The sequence below is a fragment of the Victivallis vadensis genome, assembly GCF_003096415.1.
GTDB lineage: Bacteria > Verrucomicrobiota > Lentisphaeria > Victivallales > Victivallaceae > Victivallis > Victivallis vadensis.
Map to the genome: position 1 here is coordinate 129872 of NZ_QEKH01000008.1, position 22134 is coordinate 152005.

General features: G+C 62.3%; 19 protein-coding genes. 8 read left to right on the forward strand and 11 right to left on the reverse strand.

The window, feature by feature from the left end; all coding sequences use genetic code 11:
• Positions 1-169: 169 nt before the first annotated feature.
• Positions 170-880 carry a potassium transporter TrkA gene (locus C8D82_RS21115; RefSeq protein ID WP_165832875.1) on the reverse strand — a complete coding sequence of 237 codons (711 nt, stop codon included), beginning with the start codon at positions 878-880 and terminating at the stop codon, positions 170-172.
• A 168-nt stretch (positions 881-1048) separates the two neighbouring features.
• On the opposite strand from C8D82_RS21115, the gene C8D82_RS21120 reads away from it, so the two are divergent.
• The 6 genes from C8D82_RS21120 (at position 1049) to C8D82_RS06565 (ending at position 7846) form a co-directional block, all read left to right on the forward strand.
• Entirely contained in the window at positions 1049-2164 is a 1116-nt protein-coding gene (locus C8D82_RS21120) for an MBL fold metallo-hydrolase (protein ID WP_165832876.1), read from the forward strand.
• A 377-nt stretch (positions 2165-2541) separates the two neighbouring features.
• Positions 2542-2670, forward strand: coding sequence for a hypothetical protein (locus C8D82_RS22095; RefSeq protein WP_261798343.1), 129 nt, complete (start codon positions 2542-2544; stop codon positions 2668-2670).
• Positions 2667-3926 (forward strand): glycosyltransferase, encoded by a 1260-nt coding sequence (locus tag C8D82_RS06550; protein ID WP_116883476.1) that lies wholly within the window; start codon positions 2667-2669, stop codon positions 3924-3926. Before C8D82_RS22095 ends, C8D82_RS06550 begins: the two co-directional genes overlap by 4 nt.
• Before the next feature lie 124 nt (positions 3927-4050).
• Entirely contained in the window at positions 4051-5142 is a 1092-nt protein-coding gene (locus tag C8D82_RS06555) for a substrate-binding domain-containing protein (RefSeq protein ID WP_116883477.1), read from the forward strand.
• 15 nt (positions 5143-5157) lie between these two features.
• Entirely contained in the window at positions 5158-5853 is a 696-nt protein-coding gene (locus tag C8D82_RS06560; RefSeq protein ID WP_116883478.1) for a prepilin-type N-terminal cleavage/methylation domain-containing protein, read from the forward strand.
• 19 nt (positions 5854-5872) lie between these two features.
• On the forward strand, positions 5873-7846 hold the full coding sequence (locus C8D82_RS06565; protein ID WP_116883479.1) for a hypothetical protein: 1974 nt from the start codon (positions 5873-5875) through the stop codon (positions 7844-7846).
• Here the strand turns inward: C8D82_RS06565 and thiE are convergent, their stop codons facing one another.
• Together thiE and C8D82_RS06575 are read right to left on the reverse strand one after the other, a co-directional pair.
• Positions 7847-8512: a thiamine phosphate synthase gene (thiE, locus tag C8D82_RS06570; protein ID WP_116883480.1), complete on the reverse strand. Its 666-nt coding sequence runs from the start codon at positions 8510-8512 to the stop codon at positions 7847-7849. It lies immediately after the preceding gene.
• Between the two features lie 255 nt (positions 8513-8767).
• Positions 8768-9136 (reverse strand): hypothetical protein, encoded by a 369-nt coding sequence (locus C8D82_RS06575; protein ID WP_133245093.1) that lies wholly within the window; start codon positions 9134-9136, stop codon positions 8768-8770.
• Between the two features lie 204 nt (positions 9137-9340).
• Between C8D82_RS06575 and clpB the strand changes: the two genes are divergently transcribed.
• Entirely contained in the window at positions 9341-11938 is a 2598-nt protein-coding gene (gene clpB / locus C8D82_RS06580) for an ATP-dependent chaperone ClpB (RefSeq protein ID WP_116883482.1), read from the forward strand.
• 58 nt (positions 11939-11996) lie between these two features.
• On the opposite strand, the gene C8D82_RS06585 is transcribed toward clpB, so the two are convergent.
• Genes C8D82_RS06585 through C8D82_RS06615 form a run of 7 tightly spaced genes read right to left on the reverse strand, consistent with a single transcriptional unit; the run spans position 11997 to position 20092 of the window.
• Positions 11997-13502 carry a sodium:solute symporter family protein gene (locus C8D82_RS06585; RefSeq protein ID WP_165832877.1) on the reverse strand — a complete coding sequence of 502 codons (1506 nt, stop codon included), beginning with the start codon at positions 13500-13502 and terminating at the stop codon, positions 11997-11999.
• Positions 13486-14403, reverse strand: coding sequence for a nucleoside hydrolase (locus C8D82_RS06590; RefSeq protein ID WP_116883484.1), 918 nt, complete (start codon positions 14401-14403; stop codon positions 13486-13488). Before C8D82_RS06590 ends, C8D82_RS06585 begins: the two co-directional genes overlap by 17 nt.
• Before the next feature lie 15 nt (positions 14404-14418).
• On the reverse strand, positions 14419-15546 hold the full coding sequence (locus C8D82_RS06595) for an exo-alpha-sialidase (protein WP_116883485.1): 1128 nt from the start codon (positions 15544-15546) through the stop codon (positions 14419-14421).
• Positions 15543-16679, reverse strand: a complete 1137-nt coding sequence (locus C8D82_RS06600; protein WP_116883486.1) for a sialidase family protein — start codon at positions 16677-16679, stop codon at positions 15543-15545. The genes C8D82_RS06595 and C8D82_RS06600 overlap by 4 nt, the downstream gene beginning before the upstream one ends.
• Positions 16676-17953, reverse strand: a complete 1278-nt coding sequence (locus C8D82_RS06605) for an acetylxylan esterase (protein WP_165832878.1) — start codon at positions 17951-17953, stop codon at positions 16676-16678. Before C8D82_RS06605 ends, C8D82_RS06600 begins: the two co-directional genes overlap by 4 nt.
• On the reverse strand, positions 17950-19278 hold the full coding sequence (locus tag C8D82_RS06610) for an FAD-dependent oxidoreductase (protein WP_165832879.1): 1329 nt from the start codon (positions 19276-19278) through the stop codon (positions 17950-17952). Before C8D82_RS06610 ends, C8D82_RS06605 begins: the two co-directional genes overlap by 4 nt.
• A gap of 22 nt (positions 19279-19300) precedes the next feature.
• Positions 19301-20092 carry a DUF1559 family PulG-like putative transporter gene (locus tag C8D82_RS06615; RefSeq protein ID WP_116883489.1) on the reverse strand — a complete coding sequence of 264 codons (792 nt, stop codon included), beginning with the start codon at positions 20090-20092 and terminating at the stop codon, positions 19301-19303.
• Positions 20093-20250: 158 nt separating this feature from the next.
• On the opposite strand from C8D82_RS06615, the gene C8D82_RS06620 reads away from it, so the two are divergent.
• Entirely contained in the window at positions 20251-21027 is a 777-nt protein-coding gene (locus tag C8D82_RS06620) for an AraC family transcriptional regulator (protein WP_165832881.1), read from the forward strand.
• Between the two features lie 452 nt (positions 21028-21479).
• On the opposite strand, the gene C8D82_RS06625 is transcribed toward C8D82_RS06620, so the two are convergent.
• Positions 21480-22070, reverse strand: coding sequence for a flavodoxin family protein (locus tag C8D82_RS06625; protein ID WP_116883491.1), 591 nt, complete (start codon positions 22068-22070; stop codon positions 21480-21482).
• Between the last annotated feature and the right edge of the window lie 64 nt (positions 22071-22134).

Genomic DNA, 22134 nt, shown 5'->3' on the forward strand with positions numbered 1-22134 from the left:
GGGAGATGCAGCGGAGAATAAGGTATATGGCGGTAATACCAGAGCCACGGCCAACCTATTTTGTAAAAATGATCGCCGCTGAGATCAACTCCGCATACTATATACAAAAACTGCAACAGAAATGCAATCATTAAATTTCGCAAATGAAACAGAATATGAATAATCTTATTCATGTCCCCCTCCTCAGCGATACCTCGCCTCTTTGGATCAGGTCGTTGATTTCGGGCTGGCTGCCGTAGAGGATCAGGGAGTTTCCGGCGCCGATCACGTCGGCGGCCTGCGGTTCCCCGGCGTAGTCGGTGACCGAGCGGCGGATGCCGAGCAGCTTCACCTTGCCGAGCAGCGGCAGCGCGTCCTCGTACCGTTTGCCCGCCAGCGGCGAGTCGGCGGTTACATAAAGCTCGCTGATCCGGTAGCTGTCCGGCAGATGACACAACGTGTTCTGCCGGAAAGCCGCCAGCTTCATCGTCGAACCGGTGAAAAACTCGAATATCCGGATCACCGCCCGCTCGAACCAGAGCCGCTTCGACACGTACCACAACAGCAGCAATCCCGCGCCGAGGATTCCGAACCGCAGCAGCAGGTCCAGTCCGTAGGTGTCCCGGCTCACCGTGACCATGCTCAGCAGCAGCGAACTGATCGACGCGATGATTCCGACGTTGCCGATCAGCATCAGGTTGCCGATCACGCGGCGGCGCACGATGTGGCTGGTGATCTGTTCGGACTCCCCGGTCGTGAAGCCGCAGCCGGTCACGGCGGAACGGGACTGAAACCGGGCCACATCCTCCGAAATTCCGGTGTAGACCAGGATGATCGTCGCAATCCGGGTAAAAAACAGCAGCATATACATCACCAGCAGCAGGGAAATCACTCCGATCATAACAACAGCTTCCTCCTCTCGATCCGGGCGGTTGAATTGATACATTCGTACCGTTACCATATCGCAAAAGCCGGATTTGTCAAATTCCATCCGCCCGCCCGGCGTTTGAAAAGAACGGCTTATGGTGATATGTTAGTGCAATATTCACATGTGCCGGAACGAGCCGAAATGACGAAATCAAAGCTGAAACGAAAATTCTTCACCGTGATGCTGCCGGTTGCGGCGGGCGTGTTCACCCTGCTGTTCGCCGCCGCCTGCTGCAATGTCCGCAAGCGCATGGGCGAACTCCCGGACGAAGCCGAAATCCGGCGCCGGGCGGCGCTTCCGAACTATAAGAACGGCAGATTCGTCAATCAGGAGCCGGTCACGCTGGACCGGAAAAAGGTCGCGTCCTCCGGCGGCATGTGGCGTTTTCTGTTCTCCTCGGAAAACGCGCCGGACCGGGAACTGCCCGTCCTGCCGCGCAACCGCGGCTCCTTTCCCGCCGAACCGGCGGAGTTTTCCGTCACGTGGCTCGGCCATTCGAGCCTGATCTTCGAGCTGGGCGGCAAACGGTTCCTGACCGATCCGGTTTTCGGCAACGCCGCGCCGCTCCCCGGCATCGTGCGCCGTTACTGCGCCCCTCCCCTGCCCCGCCGGGAGCTGCCGGAGCTCGACTTCATCCTGATCTCCCACGATCACTACGACCATCTCGAATACGACACCATCCGGGCGCTACGCGACAGCAAGGTCCCCTTCGTGACCGCGCTCGGCGTCGGCGCGCGGCTGCGCGGCTGGGGGATCGCCGCCGACCGCATCCACGAACTCAACTGGCACGACTCCGCAACCGTCGCCGGAGTGAAGATCACCGCGCTGCCGGCCCGCCACTTCTCCGGCCGCTCGCTGAAAGACCGCGACCGCACTTTATGGGCGTCATACATCTTTGAAGCGGACGGCAGGAAAATCTTCTTCGGCGGGGACAGCGGCTACGGCAAACATTTCAAGGAGATCGGCGACGCTCACGGCCCTTTCGACCTGACCTGTCTTGAAATCGACGCGTGGAACGAACGCTGGCCCGACAACCACATGTTCCCGCACCAGACCATCCGCGCCCACCGCGACCTGCGCGGCAGGGAGCTGCTGCCGATTCACTGGGGGGTCTTCGACCTTGCGATGCACCCGTGGGATGAGTCGATCCGCCAGATCGCCGGATTCGCGGCGGAGTCGGAAATCCCGCTGCTCACACCGCGAATGGGAGAAACCGTGACGCCGGGACAATCCGAAACCGGCCGCTGGTGGGAGTAGTCCGCATACGGCCTGAAACTCTCTTTCCGTAAAATCCTCCCGGAAAAGCGGCTTTTCTTTCCGAATCGGTTTGCTTTTTCGGCTGAATCGCTCAATATTAATCCAGTTGTTATCGTCTTGTAAAAGGAGGGATTTTTCAATATAAATCCGATCGCATCCTGAAAATCTGATAAATACGTTGTTCCATACCGAAAACCGCCAAAATTTTCAGAACCAGTGAACAATGCCGACGCAGGAACGCGCCCTTTATTCCCCGGAATAAAGTGGGGCGCTTCCGTCGCATTTCTGGTTCAAGCGCTTGGCGGTGCTTTGGTATGAATGCGTGCGGAAGCGCCCCTTTTTATTTTTCGCCCAAAAATTGTGAGGTTTCCCAATATATGAAAAAAATCAACGTTATTCAAATAACAGGAGGAATTTTCCCGATAAAAATCGCGGAAAAATCAGAAGCTGGACATTTCCGGGGGGGAAAGTATGTGCGGACATCTTTTACAGGGAGCGAACAATGAGAATCATCCACGTCTGTTATCACGACATCCGCGGCGGAGCGGCTCTGGCGGCCCGCCGGCTGCACCTCGAACTGCTGCGCACCGGCCATGAATCCCGGTTCATGCTGGTCGAACAGAGCGGCGACACCGAGCAGGCGATCCGCCTTCCCGCCCTCTTCCGCTGCCGCTGCCGGATCGAACAGCGGCTGGAGGCGCTCGCCTTTCGCCATGCCAACCGCAACCGCCTGACTCCGCAATCCTTGAACCTCTTTCCGACTTCCATCGCGGCAAGGATCAACCGGGAAAATCCCGACGTCGTGAATCTCCACTGGATCAACGGCGCCTCCAGCGCGATCTGGGACCTGCCGCGAATCCACGCCCCGGTCGTCTGGACACTGCACGATACCTGGCCCTACTGCGCCACGGAACATTACCATGACAACAACGACCTGCGTTTCGTCACCGGCTACCGGGAACCGGCTCCCAACGGCAGTTTCTGGCAGCCGCTGGTCTGGAAATGCAAGCGGAAAAACTGGAACGGCTGGACACCGGAAATCGTCGCTCCCAGCAACTGGATCGCCGGAGAGGCCCAGTCCAGCGAACTGATGCACCGCCTGCCGATCACTCCGATCGCCAACGGAGTCGACCTGGCCGTGTTCCGCCCGTCGGACCGCCTCAAAGCCCGGCAGACGCTCCGCCTGCCCCCGAATGCCCGGATCATCCTGTTCGGAGCCTACAACGCGGCCGACCGCAACAAGGGCGGCCCGGAGCTGACCGCGGCCCTCCGGCGGCTTTCCCGCCGCTTCTCCGAACCGCTGCTTTTGCTGGCGGTCGGATCGAACACCAAAATGCCGGATTTCGGTATTCCGACCGTTTTCACCGGCCGCCTCGATACCGAACAGCAAATGGCAACCGCCTATGCCGCCGCCGACGCGACGGTGCTGGCCAGCAAATACGACAACCTGCCGAACATTCTGGTCGAATCGCTGGCCTGCGGCATTCCGGCGGCGGCATTCGCGACCGGCGGCATCCCGGAGATCATGGAGGACCGCGTTTCCGGCGCGCTGGCCGAACCGTTCCAGCCGGAATCGCTCGCCGACGCGCTGGCGTGGATTCTGGAGCATCCGCACCCGGAACAGCTCGCGGCAGCGGCCCGGCATCGCGCGGAAAGCTGTTTCGACATCCGCGACTGCGCCCGCCGCTACTCCGGGCTGTACGCCGGATTGCGGCAACGTTTTCCATCGCCTTCCGGACACCCCATCCGCCCGGCGATCTGATCCGGGCAATCACGGAAAATCAACGATTTTTTCACAATGGGACTTGACAAACGCCACTCTTTTTGGTATAATATTGCTACAACAAATAAAATAAGTTTAGCACTTTTAGCAAAAGCATTGCAAAATGGAAAGCCTGTTCGACGAAACCAGAGCCTATGTGACCGGCAGGATCGCCTCGCTGCTGGAGGCGGGAGAAAACAAACTGCCGACCGACCACGAACTCGCCGCCGAGATCACCGCCAGCTACGCCACGCTGCGGCTGGTGATGAAGGAGCTGGAGCAGCAGGGATTCATCCGGCGCATCCGCGGCTCCGGCACCTACCTGACGGCGCAGGCAGCAACTCTGCTGGCCGATTCGCGGCGGCGGCGGCTGCACATCTACGCGCCGGGTTTTCCCCAAGCTCCCGAATGCGACTACGGTGCGCTGCTGCTGGAAACCCTTCGGAATCAGGCCGAAGCCCGCAACTGGAAAAGCGAATTCACGCTGGTGCGGAGCCACCGCGAATTCGTCGAGCGGCTCGACCGGGAACTGCCCCGCGCCGACGCGGTGATCTACCTGCCGCCGACCGAACCCTTTTCACTGGAAGCGGTCGGCAGACTGGCCCGGTTCGGCTCCCGGCCGCTGGTGGTGCTCGACTGCGAACTCTCCAACATCGCGATCGACAACATCACCTCCGACAACCGGCGCGGCGGCATGCTCGCGGCGGCCCATCTGCTCGTCAACGGCCACCGCAACATCGCGCTGCTGCTCTGCGAACCGCTGCTGCCCCAGTCGCAGGCGCGTATTCAGGGGTTCCGCGACGCGCTGGAGCTGGCCGGACTGCGCGCCGAACTGATCGACTGCCATGTGCGCGCCGAAGATCCGCGCGACCTGTTCGCGCGCCGGGCGATGCTGGAACGGCTGAAACGGCCGTATGAGTTCACCGCCGTATTCGCGATCTCCGACGCGGGCGCTTTCGGCGCTTTGCAGGCGTTCGAGGAGCTGCATCTCGTCGCGGGCAGGGATATCAGCCTGGTCGGCTTCGACGGCATTCCCGCCGGAGAAGCCCTCACGCCCCGGCTGACCACCGTCGCCCAGCCGGTCGGCGAAATCTGCCGGACGGCAATCGACTGGCTCGACGAACCGCCGCACTCCCACTCCAAGTGTCAGCTTTCGCCGGTGCTGCGCCCCGGCGAAACCGTCCATACCATCGTCCCATCGGCAGTTTCCCAATAAAACCAAGGAGAAATCATGAAGAAATTCACTTTAATCGAGCTATTAGTAGTAATAGCCATCATTGCGATTCTGGCGGCGATGCTGATGCCCGCGCTGAACAAGTCGCGGGAAAAGGCGAAGGCGGTCCAGTGCGCCGGCAGCCAGCGGCAGATCATGCAGGCCGAACTGATGTACGCCGGGGACAACCGCGACCATGTGACCCCTTTCAACCTCGGCCCGAATTACAACAAGCGGATCGGCGGCAAATGGTGGATCAACCTGTTGTGCGAACGTTATCTGCCCTGCCCCATCCCCGGCTGGCTGAACGGCAACTCCGGCAACATGCTCGATTCGGAAAAGAACGCCGACGCCAGGCGCGGCGTCTACTCCTGCCCCTCCAAGCCCGCCGGTTACGCGTGGGGCGGCGGCATCGGCATCTCCGCCGAAGGCAAGCACCCGCTGACCAACTACGGCAAATCGATCAAGATCACCCGGATGCGCAATCCCTCCGACCTGATCCTGCTCGGCGATGCCGCGTGGCAGAAAGGCGGCCTCAAACTCGAACCGGCCCGCAGCATGAAGTGCCCGGACAACTGGAGCGGCGAAACCTATATACTCAATGCCCCGCATTCCGGCCTCGCCAACGGCGCGCTGCTCGACGGGCACGTCGCCGGCCGCAGCCGGGATCAGTGGAAAGACTCTTTCCAGTGCGACCAGGGCGCCAAACTCTAATTTCAGGAAACGATCCGTTATGAAAACCATCCTCCACTGTCTCGCCCTGACCGCCTGCTGCGCTTTGTCCGCCGCGCCGAAGGTCGACCGTTACGGGCAGTCCGCCGCCGAAAACTGGCCGGGCAAAATCACCCGCGACGCCCAGATGCGCGCCGAACTGGAACGGGAAAGCGCCGAACTGGCCGATGTGAAACCCGACATGGAACGTTTTGACCGCTTCGGCGGAGTGAAAACCGGCAAGCCGCTGGCGGCGACCGGCTTCTTCCGGGTTCAGAAGATTGACGGCCGCTGGTGGCTGGTCACGCCGGAGGGAAATCCCTTCTACCTCAAGGGGGTCGACGCGGTCCCCTACACCGAACGCGGCTACTTCACCGCGGCGCGCGACTCCGGCGGCACGATCCGCAAGGCTTTCACACAGGCCGCCCCCGATCCGGCGAAATACCTCGAAGCGTGGTCGAAAGACAAAAAGCTGGTCAATTTCCTCGCCGCCAACCTCTACAAGAAGTACGGCCCCGATTTCCGGGAGCGCTGGATGGAGCTGACCGAAAAGCGGCTGCGTTCGTGGGGATTCAACTCCGCCGCGAAGTGGAACAATCCGTTTCACTTCGACCGATTGCCCTTCCTGCACGACGAACAGCTCCGGGTGAAGCGCTTCGACCGCTTCATCGATCCCTACGATCCCGGCTTCGAGGCCGCCGCCGAAACGCAGGTCAAGGCGATGTGCGCCAAGCTGCGCGGCAATCCGTACCTGATCGGCTATCAGCTTGAAAACGAAAACGGATGGGGGCGCAACGCCCCGGCGATCCTGCTGCGCGACTCCTCCGGCAAACTCGCCGCCAAGCGGGCGCTGCTGGAATATCTGGCCGAACGCAACGGCGGCGATCCGGGCAAGTTCTTCGACCGCAGCGGCGCACCGATCGAAACGCTGATGACTGAAACGCTGGCGACGGCCGCGGTTCCGCCGGAGCTGCTGGACGGCTTCATCGTGCAGGCCTCGCGCCGCTACCATGAAATTCTGCGCGGCCTGGTCAAAAAATACGACCCTGATCACCTGTTCCTGGGGGCGTCGCACTGTTCGAGCCAGAGCGTCGAATGGATCGACGGGGGACGGGAGTCCGTCGACCTGATCGCGCTGCATGAATACGACCTCGACTCCCGCTGGATTCACGGCACGCTGGCCGGAAAGCTCAGGGAGTGGGACAAGCCGTTCGCGGTGCTGGAATTCTCCTTCACCAACCACCGGCGCGGTTTCGCCTGCGGCAGTTCGACCGTGGTGAAAACCGAAGCCGACCGCGGCACGGCGTTCCGGATCTACACCGAAAAAATGGCGGCCGATCCGCTCTGCGTCGGCACCGGCTACTTCATTTTGTACGACCAGCCGGTCACCAGCCGCGGCCACGACGCCGAGGCGTACAACTTCGGGCTGATCGACGTGACCGACCGCCCCTACCGCGAGATGCTCGCCGGGGTGAAAGCGGCCAACGCCCGGCTCTTCGACGTGCATGCCGGAAAACTGGAACCGATCCCGATGCAGCCGCTGCGGGCGGTCAAGCGGAGCCTGCGCGAATTTCTGCCGGAATCCGTCGGGGCGGTCACCTTCGACAGCAGCAATCCGCAGTTCCACCACAACCGGCTGGACCGGGTCCGCTTCGGCAGCAACGCCCGGTTCGGCGTGCCGCTCGCGGTCGGCACCATCGATGCCGGCAAACCGGACGGTTTCGAGAAACTGGAGTTCTACGTGTTCCTGTGGAAAACCGAGAAAAACCGCAACCTTTCCGACTGGTTTCAACTGGAAGAATCGGCGGACAACGTCACTTTCTCCCCGGCTCCGGCGGTCTTCCGGCTCCACCGCGACGGCCCCTTCCGCGAATACGTGATGGCCCCGCAGGCGCTGAAGCCGGGAACCCGTTTCGTGCGGCTGAGCTTCGTCCTGAACGATCCCGCCGCACCGTGGGCGACCTCGCTCGCCGAAGTCAAAGTCGAACGCCGCTGATCACCGGTTGAACAGCGCGCGCAACTCCCTCACCCGGGCCTCCACATCGGGGGCCTGGGTGATTTCGGTCACCATCGCGATATGCTTCGCCCCGGCGGCGAGCAGTTCCGGAATGCAGTGCTTCTTGATGCCGCCCATCACCGAAAACGGCAGGCCGGCTTCGGGAGCGATCCGCCCGATCGCACCGAGGCCGAGCGCGCCGCAGTTCACGCTCTTGGTCTGCGTCGGATAGATCGGCCCGATGTTGATGCAGTCGGCTCCGGCGGCTTTCGCGGCGAGCGCCTCCTCAAGATTGTGGGTCGAGTTGCCGAGCCAGAGGCCGGGCGCAATGGCGCGCGCGACCGGAACCGGCAGGTCGTCCTGCCCGAGATGGACTCCGTCCGCATTCGCCGCAAGCGCGACGTCGACGTGGTCGTCGATCATCAGCAGGATGCCGTAACGGTTCGCGATCGGACGGCAGGCGACAGCCAGTTCGTACAGATACTTCATGCCTTTATTCTTTTCGCGGAGCTGAACGATCTTCACGCCGCCCGCGGCGACCGCTTCAAAGATTTCCACGACCGGACGGCCGAGGGTGAACTCCGACGAAATCACCGGGTAGATGTCGACCGCATCAAACGCGGCGGCCTTCTCCTCGCGGCTGCTGAAACACGACTGCAACACCATTTTTCTTTCCTTATCATCTATAAGCTTATTCTGCTCTGGCGGCGATACTCGCCGACCGGGTGCCACCCGGTCGGGGTCAAGGGGCGAAGCGCCCTTGCCACCGGAGGTAATCTGTGCGCTACTGCGCCCAGCTGCCGGAGGTGCGATTGAAAATCAGGCCGCGCAGCGCACAAGGTGTGCCGCCCGACAGGGCGGGCAGACCCGCCTGCCTTCAAAACGGCAGGCTTTCCCCCACTTGCCGATCGCTCCTGAACGCTACTTTCTCCCGAACTTCCCGCACTCGCCCATCGGATCGATTTCATGACCGTCAAGGCCGCACAGCACCCGGAACGGATGCTCGATGAAGTGAACGCAGTTCCGGCAGAAACGGCCGTAATTCTCATCGGGAGTCAGATCCGCCTTCGGCGCGGCCTCGGCCCCCTCCCCCAGCAGCGCGGCCAGCGAACCGAGCTTTTTGCGGCCCGCGTCCTCCGCCGACTTTTCGTCAGGAGTTCCCAGTTCCGCGCCGCACAACGCGCAGACCAGCACCGTGCCCACCTTCGTCCAGCCCTCCATCTTCGCTTTGGACTTCACCACACTCTTTTCGCCGCAATGCGGACACGTGATTGTTTCACCCTGAATCATTTTCTGCAAAACCTCAACCGTTTCGGGTCATTTTGTCACACTGAGCGCCACTTTGTCCCATTTTTTTCTGATCCGGCCGTGCCGTTTTCCGTCCTCTCTTTAAAATACACCCCCGGAGCCGGAATTCAATGGCCGCCGCTTCCGTTTGGCACGCCTCCTGCTGGATAAGGCATGACACTTTATGAAGAAAAGGAGAACAGTTGTATGAACCTCGAAAAACTTACCAACAAAACCCGTGAAGCGCTGCTGGCGGCGCAGAACATCGCGATGGAGAACTCCAACAGCGAACTGCGCAATCTGCACGTGCTCGCCGCGCTGGCGCGGCAGGACGACGGACTCGTCCCCTCCATCCTCGAAAAACTCGGCGTAAACCGCCAGCTTTTCGACAAACAGATCGACCAGGCGCTCGGCACCTTGCCGCGCGTCAGCGGCCGGCAGGAGGTCTACCAGTCGCGCGAATTCAGCGCATTGCTGGTCGATGCCGCCAAGCAGGCCGAATCCATGCAGGATGAATACGTCAGCGTCGAACACCTGCTGCTGGCGATGTTCCAGGCGACCGGCAGCACCGCGTATGAGCTGCTGACCAAGGCCGGGCTCACCTCCGACAAGGTATTGCAGGCCTTGCAGAGCATCCGCGGCAACCAGCGGGTCACCTCCGCCGATCCGGAAAACACCTTTGAGGCGCTGAAGAAGTATTCCCGCGACCTCACTTTGATGGCGATGCAGGACAAACTCGACCCGGTGATCGGCCGTGACGACGAGATCCGCCGCGTGATCCAGATCCTGTCGCGCCGCACCAAGAACAACCCGGTCCTGATCGGCGAACCCGGCGTCGGCAAAACCGCCATCGTCGAAGGACTCGCCCGCCGCGTCGTGCGCGGCGACGTTCCCGAAAACCTGAAAAACCGTCAGGTCGTCGCCCTCGACATGGGCGCGCTGATCGCCGGAGCCAAGTACCGCGGCGAATTTGAAGAACGCCTGAAAGCCGTGCTCAAGGAGGTCACCGCCGCCGAGGGCAAGGTGATCCTCTTCATCGACGAACTGCACACCGTGGTCGGCGCGGGCGCCTCCGAGGGTTCGATGGACGCGGGCAATCTGCTCAAACCCATGCTGGCGCGCGGCGAACTGCACTGCATCGGCGCGACCACCCTCGACGAATACCGCAAGTATATCGAGAAGGACGCCGCGCTGGAACGCCGGTTCCAGTCGGTGCTGGTCAATCCGCCGAGCGTCGAGGACACCATTTCGATCCTGCGCGGCCTGAAGGAACGCTATGAGATCCACCACGGCGTGAAACTGCGGGACAGCGCGCTGGTCGCCGCCGCGGTGCTTTCGGACAAGTACATCGCCGACCGGTTCCTGCCGGACAAGGCGATCGACCTCGTCGACGAAGCCGCCGCCGCGCTGCGCACCGAAATCGACAGCTCCCCGACCGAACTCGACGAAAACGAGCGCCGGGTGATGCAGCTCGAAATCGAAATCACCGGCCTGCGCAATGAAAAGGACCCCGCTTCGATCAAGCGCCGCGAGAGCCTCGAAGCCGAAGTCGCCGAACTCAAGGAGACCGGCAAGGTGCTGCGCGCGAAGTATGAGAATGAGAAAAAGGCGATCACCGACCTGCGGAACTACCGCGAAGCCCTCGATCTCGCCAAGGCGAAGCTGGACAAGGCGACCCGCGAATACAACTACGAGGAGGCCGCCAAGCTCCAGCACGGCACGATCCCGGAGATCGAACACAAGATCGCCGAAGCCGAAGCGGCGATCAAGGCCGATTCCGGCAGCCGCCTGCTGAAAGAGGAGGTGGACGAAGAGGATATCGCCGCGATCATCAGCCGCTGGACCCACATTCCGGTCTCGAAGCTGGTGCAGAGTGAAAAGGAAAAACTCCTGAAACTCGGCGCCCGGCTCCACGAACGGGTGGTCGGCCAGGACGAGGCGGTCACGGCGGTCGCCGACGCGGTGCTTCGCGCCCGCGCCGGGCTGCAGGACCCGAACCGTCCGATCGCGAGCTTCATTTTCCTCGGCCCGACCGGGGTGGGCAAGACCGAGCTGGCCCGCACGCTGGCGGAGGACCTTTTCGACGACGAGCGCGCGATGGTGCGGATCGACATGTCCGAATATATGGAGAAATTCAGCGTGTCGCGTCTGGTCGGCGCTCCTCCGGGATACGTCGGCTACGAGGAGGGCGGGCAGCTGACCGAAGCGGTGCGGCGCCGTCCGTACTCGGTGGTGCTGTTCGATGAGATCGAAAAAGCGCACCCGGATGTGTTCAACATCCTGCTGCAGGTGCTGGAGGACGGCATCGTGACCGATTCGCAGGGGCGCACGGTCAGTTTCAAGAATACGATCATCATCATGACCAGCAACATCGGCAGTTCGATGATCCTCGAACACAAGGGCAACGCCGACGAGCTCAAGGACCGGCTTTTCGAGGAACTGCGCCGCCACTTCCGGCCGGAGTTCCTGAACCGGGTGGACGAGACGCTGATCTTCCACGCGCTGGACAAGAGCCAGATTCTGAACATCGTGTCGATCCAGCTGCGCCGCCTCGAAAAGCGGCTGCGCGACCAGGATATCGCGCTCGAAGTCACCGACGCGGCCAAACAGCTGATCGCCGAGGACGGCTACGATCCGAGCTTCGGCGCGCGCCCGCTGAAACGCGCGATCATCAGACTCGTGGAGACCCCGGTTTCGCGGCGGATCATCGCCGGCGAAATCGAGCCGAATTCGAAGCTGGTGATCGACCGCAAGGGCGATGAACTCACCTTCACCGCCGTCGCGGTCCCGGAAACGGTCGAATAAGCATTTGCCGCATACTCCCGGTTTCCCGCTCCCGGGCGGAGCGGAGAACCGGGAGTTTTTATTTTTCCTGCTGCGTCCAGACCGTCAATCCGGCCAGGTTCCTCCGGCACGGGAACCGGAAGGAAGCCAGATAGGCGACCAGCGCCAGCCCCGCATTGACCAGAATCCCGGTCCAGTAGGCATGGATCGGCATCCTGAGCGCCTCCGGGACCCAGCCGAGGGTGTTGCATGCCAGATAGAGGTTGAACAGGATCGCCGGAATCAGCCCGGCCAGCAGCGCCCGGCCGCTGACCCGCGTCGTGAAAAATCCCAGCAGGAAGATCGCCAGTTTGCCGCCGCCGAACATCGACGCGATGATCAGGCAGAAATCGTTGACGCTCTCTTTCGGGATATGCACCAGCGCCGCCGCACCGCCGATCATGAACATCCCGCAGACCACCGCGATGATTTTGGCGATCTTCAACAGCGAGGCGTCGCTGCGCTCCCGGCCGTAGCGTTTCACGAAGTCCACGCTGCACACCGTTGAAATCGAGTTGATCGACGAATCCAGCGAACTCATCGCGGCCGCGAGGCAGGCGGCGATGATCACGCCGCCGAGGAACGGCGGAGTACGGGTCAGGATGAAGTGCGGCAGCACCTCGTCCGCCGCGAGATTCGCGACCGCCGCATCCGGCACCACCTTGTAGAACGCATACAGGCAGCTGCCGAGAAAGAAGAAGCACATCCAGGTCGGGATGCTCATCGCGGCGCTGAGAACCACCGCCTTGCGCGCTTCGCGCAGGGATTTCGCGGCGATGTAACGCTGCACCACATTCTGGTTGCTGGAGTAATCGGTGGTGTAGCTGACCACGCCGAGCAGCAGCAGCACGGTAAAGGTGCGGTCGTTCAGCCCCCATGTCACCGGCCCGAAGCTGAACTTGTCGTCGGCAAGGCCGATCCGCAGCACGTCGGAGAGGCCCTCCGGCAATTCGTACAGCATCAGCCCCATGCAGAGCACCCCGCCCAGCAGCAGGATCACCGTCTGGATCACATCCGTCCAGATCACCGCCTCGATTCCTCCGATCACGGTGTACAGCGCGATGAAGAAACCGCAGACCACGATCACCGTCGTCAGGCTGCCGCCGGTCATCCCGGCGACCGGCAAGGCGACCAGATAGAGCACCGTCGCCAGCCGGATGAACTGGGTGATCACAAAGCAGAACGCCGCATACGCCCGGAAAAACGGGCCGTAACGCGCCTCCAGATATTCAAAGGCGCTGGTCGCCCTGCCCCGCCGGAAGAACGGGATGAAAAGCCAGACCGCCAGCAGCGCCGCAAACGGCATCGCGAAGCTGTTCACCGCCTGCCGGTAGTCCAGCACATACGCCGCCGCCGGCAGCGCGAGGAATGTGACCGAACTGATCGAAGTGCCGAGCATCGACAGCCCGACCGCCCAGCCGGGGAAAGCCCGGTTGCCGAGAAAATACTCCTCTGTGCTCTTGTTTTTTTTGCCGAAGTAAAAACCGATGCCCGCCATCGCGGCCAGATAAAGCAGAATGGCACAGAGGTCAGAAATTCTGAACATGGCGCCCTCCGCAAAGTTCGGCGTTCCGCCGGAGCCGCCGGAAGAGATCGGTGAAAACCGGATCGCGATCCACATGCTCCGCCACCCGGATGCGATGGCGGCCCGACGTCAGCTCCCAGCGCATGTCGTCATGCAGCAGCGGCGCGGAAAGCATCCGGAAACGGAACGCCTCCGGCACGGTGAGGCTCGCAATCGTCGAAATATCCCACAACACCTTGTCCTTCAGCTCCCGCCGGTCCAGAAATTCGTGGAAAATGCTCCGCAGATATTCGCTTGCCCGGTCGCCGCCGTCCAGTTCGCGGTCCAGCTCCTCCCGGCCGATGCGCAGCGCCTGCACCACTCCGAGGCACGGCAGGTGCCACAGTTCGCAGCCGGAGTCGAACACCGTCTGCGCGGCGGCGACATCCTGCCGGAGGTTGAATTCATCGTTCCGTCCCATATCGTAGCGGTGGCCGCCCAGCCAGATGATCCGGATCATCCGGCGGATTTCCGGGTCGATCAGCAGTGCGCTGGCCACATTGGTCAGCGCGGCAATCGCGCAGATGTGCAGGACCTCCCCCCGGGCGTTCGCACGGCGGGCCGCCTCCGCGATGAACCCGGCGGCATGGGACTCCACCGCCCGCCGTTTTCCCTCCATGAACCGCGTCGAACCGGCGCAGGCGGGGATTCTCCCCCGGCATCCCATCAGTTCGAGAATCCGCAGAATCTCGTCGTGACTTTTGCGCATGCCGTCCCCGGCGGAATCGGAACGCGCGTTCAGGAACGGCGCCGCCGTAACCCCGGCCACCCGCCAGTGCTCCGGGGAGCACAGCGCATAGACCAACGCGAACTGGTCGTCGATCTCATTGAAGGTGTCGGTGTCGAGGATCATCGGCACCGGGCTTTCTTTTCCAATAGCCATTTAAGAAAACTCCTGTTACGGCTGCCAGACGGTTCCGGCGATGAATTGCTCCGGATGTTCGGCAGTGGTATGATAATAAAGGGTCACGATTTTGCCGTCGGGACGCTGCACGCTGCGCACATATCCCATATCCCAGCTCGCGGCGTCCCGGCGCAGGATCAGCACCGGCCCCCAGCTTCTGCCGCCGTCCCCGCTCAGCCGCGCCCGGATCGAGTACGGTTTGCAGCGGTCGCCGTAGGTCAGGCAGAGCCGCCCGTCGGCCAGCCGGATCAGCGATGGCGGGTTCCACGCCATCCTCGACGGTATGGAAAGCGACTCCCAGGTGCGGCCGCCGTCGACGGAGCGGCGGATTTCGATCCATTTCTTCCTGCCGCGCCGCTCCCGCAACGCGGTCACCAAGGTTCCGTCCGGCAGCTTCACCGTCGACGGCATGATCGAAAAGGAGTGTTTGGAATTCTCCTTCGGCGTTTCCGGTTCGGGGGCAAGCCAGCCGACGAAATGGAAACTCTGCCCGCCGTCCGTGGTTTCGGCCATCAGGCTCCGGCCGCTCGCGCCGTCGCTTTTCAGGGTCGGCAGGAAGATTTTCGCCTGCCCCGCGCCCTCGACGATGTAGTCGGTCCGGGCGCGAAGCGGCCGGTCGATCCCCTCCACGCGCAGACGGAACGGCCCGCCCCAGCTCCTGCCCCGGTCATAGGAACAGTACATCCTGCCGTTGCGCAGCTTCATCGCGAAACCGGGCCGTGAGAAATCCAGCGGGCGCGTCAGCTTTTTCGCCTCTTTGTCGTAACTCCAGGTTTCGCAGCCGTCGGAACTGACCGCCCTGCTGTCGTAGGAGGCCGGTTCAAAGCTCCAGGTTTCGCCTCCGTCGAGGCTGCGGGCGAAAGCATCCACTCCCGGCTTGGAGCCGTCGACGGAGTGCCCCTTGGGATTGTACCGGTAGGGGGCCAGATAGAACCCGACCAGAATCTCATTCCCCCACGCCCAGATTCCTTCGTTGGCGGGCCAGCCGCAGAAAAAGCCGGGACGGGCGGCGGCGACGACGTGTTTCGCGTCGCCGGAAAGATCGCGCACCGGAGGCTTCTCCGCCGCGCCCGCAGCCGCAGTGAAAACGGCGGCCAGCAGCAGCCGTGCAATCCTCCTCATAGTTCCTCCGGGTTCCAGATGGTTGCGGCGATATGCTGCGGCTCAAGCTCCGCGGTGGTATAATAACAGAGCGTGACGACCTTTCCGTCGGGACGCTGCACGCTGCGCACGTAACCCATGTCCCAGCTTGCCGCATCCTGCCGCAGGATCAGCACCGGCCCCCAGCTTCTGCCTCCGTCCCTGCTCAGCCGCGCCCGCAGCGAATAAGGCTTGCGCCGGTCGCAGTAGGTCAGGCAGAGACGCCCGTCGGCCAGCCGGATCAGCGAAGGCGGGTTCCACGCCATTTCCGACGGGGTCGCCGCCTTGTCCCAGGTGCGGCCGCCGTCCTCCGAGCGGCGGATGTCGATCCACTTCTTCTTGTTGCGCCGTTCCCGCAGCGCGGTCACGAAGGTTCCGTCCGGCAGCTTCACGGTCGACGACATGATCGAAAAAGAGTTTTTGACGCCCAACTCCGGCTCGCCGGTCAGCCAGGCGACCAGCTTCCAGCTCAGGCCGCCGTCGTCGGTGCGCGCGGCAAGGCTGCGGCCGCTCTTGCCGTCCGATTTCAGCGCCGAGGTGAAAATCATGCAGCTGTGCGGCCCCTCGACGATATAATCGGTCCGGGACATCAGCAGCCGGTCCACACCGGCGATCTCAAGCCGGAACGGGCCGTCCCAGTTCCGGCCGCGGTCGGCGGAGGTATAGAACATCGTCCCGCGCAGCTTCATCGCGAAACCGGGCGCCCGGAAATCCAGCGGTTCGGCGAGCTTGCGCGGAGGGCGCTCCTGCCGGTCGTTTCTGGAAGCGTCGCCGATGTATTCAGGGCGGTTGAACGTCTCCGGCGTTTCCAGCTTCCAGCTCCGCCCTCCGTCAAGGCTGCGGGCCAGCACGCACCGGCCCGGCTTGGAGTAGTCGGCGGAGTGGGTCTTGCTGCTTTTCAGATAGTCGCGCAGCTCGAAGCCCACCAGAATTTCATCGCCCCAGCTCCAGATCCCCTCATTGGCGGGCCAGCCGCAGAATTTGCCCGGCTCCTGAAAGGCGACGAGCTTTTCGGTTTTCGCGCTCAGGTCGATCACCGGCTCGGCGGCTCCTGCCGCCAGCGCCGCCGTCCCCAGAATGCCGGCCAGCAGCCGGCGGATCATCGTGTTTTTCATGGTTTCTCCTGCTGTGACGGATGCGTCGCACGCATCGCTTTGATATGTTCATCGATAAAGGCGTCGCCGAGTCCGAAAACGTCGCGAGTCAGCGTATGTCCCTGCCGTTCGGCCATATGGAGCTTTTTATGCTTCGTCTTCAGCGCGTTGAAAGCCGCGCACACCGACGAGGGCGGACATTTGGTGTCCAGAAGCCCCAGCGACAGAAAACAGGCCGCCTCCGGGTTCACCCGCGCCGCGAAGTGGGCGCAATCGAAATATCCGGCGCTCTCCACCACCGCCGGATCGACCGGAACGCCGTTCCGCCGCCGGATCAGGTAAGGCCAGCTCGGCTGCCTCCCGGCCAGCAGCCCGTGGTGATCGCACAACGCCGGAACCAGCGCAACGCAGCAGGTCACCTGCGGATCCAGTCCCGCCGCCGCCAGCGCCTGCGCGCCTCCCTGGCTGCCGCCCGATACGATCAGGATGCGCCCGTCCCATTCGGGGCGGCTTTTCAGGTACTCCAGCGCCCGGCAGGCCCGCTGGAACATCCCGCGGTAATAGCAGCGACTCCGGTCGCCCGCGTCCCGCCGCCGGTAGTCGGCCAGCTCCCCGCGGTCAAGCTCCCGATAGTAGGCGGCTTCCCGGCCGTTGTCGATGCCGTGCGCATTCACGTCAAATGCCAATATGCCGCGCGCCGCCTCCGCCAGCGGCATCGCCGCCGAACGGACGCCTGCCCCGTGAAAATTCACCAACGCCGGCAGCGACTTCGGGGCGGCTCCGGCCGGCATTGCCAGATAGCCGGAAACCGGGACGCTTCCCGTCTCCACCCGGATATCCCACGCCGCAACCTTTCCGGCAAAACGTTCCGGCACCGGCACGGACTTTGCCGTACTACGCAGCGGAACGGCGGCCAGCTCCGCCCGGACCTCTGCCCAGAAAGCGTCGAAGTCCGCCGGAGCGGGGCGGGCGGGGCGGATCAGCTCCCATCCGGTCCCGGCACCGGCGCGTACCGTGCGCTTTTTCCCGGCTTCATCCAGATAATCGACCGACAGCAGCGCGAAACCGGGCTGTTCCGGGCTCACCGCGATCGAATCGCCGGCTTTTGCTTCCCCGCTCCGGCGCGGACTGCCGTCAGCCAGCAGCCGGTACGGGTAAGGGCCGGGCGGTCCGGAAATCCTGAAACGGATCTCACTGCCGGTCCGCCCGCCGTCTTGTTCCACGACAACAGCCGGTTCCGCCGCGCCGAGCATACCGGCAAGCAGCAGCAAAACCGTCACGGCCGGCCTGTTCATAACGCCTCCGGTTCCCGGTTCAGATAACCGAGCGCGCGGCGGACCGCCTCCCCGTCCACCTCCGCGAACGAGCCGTTCTTCCGGCGCGCCAGCACGGCGGCGCATCCGGCGGCCTCCCCCACCGCGAACATCGGGGACATCACCCGGACCGCCGCGGCGGCGACGTGGGAGGCGCTGAGCGCCCGGCAGGCCACCAGCAGATTGTCCGCGCCGGGCAGCCGCAGCGAACGGAACGGAATTTCATAGTAATCCCCCGCCGGCGGCTTGTACGCCTCCAGCACCGCCCCTTTCGTCCCCTGTTGCGAGTGGTCGAAACCGGAGCCGACCGGGGAGTGGATATCGATGAAATAGGCGCTCCGGGCAATCCCGTCCGTGAATTTCCGCCCGGAGACGATATCGCCGCGCTCCATCGCATACTCTCCCCGGAAGTGGCGGGTTTCACGGATTCCGACCTGCTGCGGCAACTTCTCCAGAAAGGCGTTGCGGAAACAGGGCACCTCCCGCACCAGCCAGTCGGTGATGATCTTCACTTGCTTGCGCCCTTCCGTTTCCCCGCGGGCCAGGCCGCGCGAACTGCAGCCGTCGATGCCGTTGATCCGGGTCATATTGAAATGCAGCACGCCGGGGCGCGGATAGTCGTAGAAGTGAATGAAATCCCGGTACGGATACTCCAGCGCTCCGCTGCGGCACGCCTGCTGGAAGTACGTATCCACCAGCGCGCGGGCGGCGCGGATATCCGACTGTTCCGACAGTTCGGACTTGTCCACGCCCCCCATCCGGAACGACATCGTGCCGGGCTGCATCAGGCCGTCGCCGGGACGCCCCGTATCGAACGGGCACCCCGCCGCCGCCGCCAGATCGCCGTCTCCGGTCGAATCGATGAACAGCGCGGCATTCAGCGTGGTCACTCCCTCCTTGCCCAGCACCCGCACGCCGGAAAGCGTTCCGCCGTCGCGGACGACGTCCAGCAGCATGGTGTGGAACAGGAGGTCCACCCCGGCGGCGGACAGCAGCTCGTCCAGCCGGATTTTCAACTGCTCCTCGTCGAACGCCGCCGGAGTCAGCCGGGTGCCGTAAGCCCCGTCCCGCCGCAGCGTCCGCAGCAGCGCGCCGAAAACCGGAGTACCGAGAAAACGGCTCCGCGCTTCGCCGGGGCGGTTCAGCTCCAGCCCGAGCAGCGGATTGACCAGCCCGGCGGACGCCATGCCGCCGAGGCAGCCGAAGCGTTCCACCAGCGCGGTGCGCAGCCCGCCGGAGGCCGCGGCCAGTGCGGCGGCGGCTCCCGCCGGCCCTCCGCCGCATACAATCAGATCGTATTTCATCATATCACCCGCATCCATGTTGTGTTCACGGCATCGCCACTTTGCTGTTGGGCCGGAATCCCTGCACCAGGTCGCCGGAAAAGGCATTGACCGCCTGCGTACCGTTCCACCTGCCGTCCAGCAGCAGCTCCAGATGGGTCTTGTTTTCGGCGTGGCCGTCCAGATAAACCAGATTCGTGGAACCTCGCAGCGAACGTGTGGATTCCGCATGTTTCCGGTTGTCCCCCGCTCCGTGCCGGAAGGCGAAATAGGCGCTGTAATGGGCGTAGAACAAAGCCGGATAGTTGTTGTCTCCGGCGAAAATCGCCTTTGACGCCGAAGTGACCGCGCTCAGTTTGCGTGCATACCGGTAACTGCTCCACCAGTGATCGCCGCTGAGCCTCATATTGATCGCATAGTGGGTGAACTCGTAATTCGGCGCGTCACCGAACGGCAGCTGTTCAGCGGGACAGACGTAGGTGCCGCGCGTGACGTTCCGATTCGCGTCGTAATCGGCGTGGGACGAATCAGCCCGCCCCTCCGGGTAGGTGGTGCCGAATGGCGAAAGCAGTGTAAACCACCAGTTCTTCTTGTCTTTGGTCCTCGCCGTCACGATCCACTCGGCATACGCCTCGCTGTACATCACCTGAGCGATGCCGATCTGTTTGAGGTTGTTGGTACATGAAATACTTTTCCCCTTGTCCCGCGCCTTGTTGAGAGCCGGCAGCAGCAGAGCCGCCAGAATCGCAATCACAGCTATCACAACGAGCAGCTCAATTAACGTAAAATTACAGATTTTTCTCCCGAGGCTTCTCTTCCATCCCGGTGAATGCGGCATTTCCAATCCTCCCGTCCTGATTTTGAAGTTCGTGTTGCACCTGATTCGAATCTGTTTTAATTATATTCGATAACCGGCCCGGAAACAAGACTTGACAATGGCAATTTTGAATGGTATTATTGCACAGATTAACTTTTTCGGTCAAAATGGGGGTCGATATGGGTATTTCCGGAATCTCCATCTCCTATGCGGCGGGCTACACAGCGAGCCGCAACACCGGGCTGCATCTGCACCACGGAACGGAGCTGGTTTACGTACAGGCCGGAAGCTGCGGCAACCGGCTGGAGGAACAGGAGTTCTCCGGGAAACCGGGGACGGTGTTCATCATTCCTCCCGAAATCAACCACCGGCAGGTCAACCACGGGGAGGTGAAGACGATCTACGCGGTCTTTGAGCTGGACCGGAGCAATCCGCTGCTGCGGGAGCGTTCGATCGAAACCGCTGGAGACGTTTTCATTCCGGTCTGGATGGAACAGCTTTTGCAGCTCTACCTCGCCAAACAGCTCAACGAATGCAACCTGCTGCTGGAGCTGATCGTCAGCCATCTGCTGACCCGGCTGCAGCAGGTGGAACATGAACTGCTGCATCCGGCGCTGGCCCGTGCGATCCGGTACATGGCGTTCCATTTCAGGCAGCCGCTGCTGATCCGGGAGGTCAGCGAGCAGGCGGGGCTCAGCCACACCTACTTCAACACTTTGTTCCGGGAGCAGCTGCACATGAGCCCCTCCGACTACCTGCGCAAGCTGCGACTGGGCCACGCCCGCCACCTGCTGCGCAACAGCCGGATGTCCATCGCGGAGGTCGGCATCCAGTCCGGCTACGAAAACAGCCACTATTTCTGCCGGATTTTCCAGCAGGAGCATCACTGCACACCCGGCACCTACCGAGCGGAAAACCGTAAATATTTCGACAAATACAATGACCAGTCCGAATAACTTCATGGAAAATTCAAACTATGCTCTCACGGTCACGCTCAAAGCGGAACTCCGGTAAAGTTCCGGCCGATGCCATAACTTCCGGTTATGGAACCGCTGAAAAAAATTCATTTTCCCTTTCCGGCAACACGGAGCAATATTGAACTATGGCAAAGAAAGCGCCGGAGGGACAGATGAATTTTGTCCCCCCAAAAAGAGTGGCGGACCGCCTGCCGGACAACGGTTGAAATCCCCGTTTCCGACGGTTGGCGCAAAATCCGCATTCCGCTTTCGGGGATGAACGATGCGGAAAAGATGGTACGCAGACAGTTGCGGAGAGAATTTTCCTCTGCAACGGAAACAACCGTTACATCGACTTCCCCCGCCGGCCGGTCCCCCTCCTGATCGCCGATATCATGCTCGAATAAAAGGAACTCCCGGTTTTTCCGCTCTGAAAAACCGGGAGTTGTTTTTTACTTCTTCAGCTTCAGCGCTACTTCGGCGACGCGGCGGCCGTAGGCCTCGGCGGTCGCGATGTCGCCGGCGGGCGGAGCCTCCGGCGCCTTCACCTGAAAGCTGGAGGCCATCGGCCCGATCGAGGCGCTGTTCCGGTTCACGGCATTCGGGCCGAACCCCTCGTTGGAGCGGCCTCCGTCCGGCTCATTGGCTCCGACCAGCTGGCCGACGCCGACCCAGATCATCCCCTGCTGCATCGCGAACACCACGATCCCCAGCAGCGTATTGAGCTTGTCGCCGGAAAAATTGCTCGAATTGGTGAAGCCGCCGGCCACTTTGCCGCTCCACATTTGTTTTCCCCACCGGCTCACCGACTCTTCCATGAAGCGTTTCAGCTCAGAGGACATATTGCCCATGTAAGTCGCGGTTCCCATGATGATCGCATCTGCGGAGTCAAGTTCGTCGAGCCGCTTCGCCGCCTCGTCGGCGGTCATCATCACCACTTCGCTGTCCGGCACCGCCGCAGCACCCCGGGCGACCGCCTCCGCCTGCAATTTGGTATGACCGTAACGGGATGCGTAAACAATAACGACTTTCAGGCTCTTCATAATCACATTCTCCTCATTTCATGATTACTTTTATCCATTTCAGGATAACTTCTCTCCCTTCTAC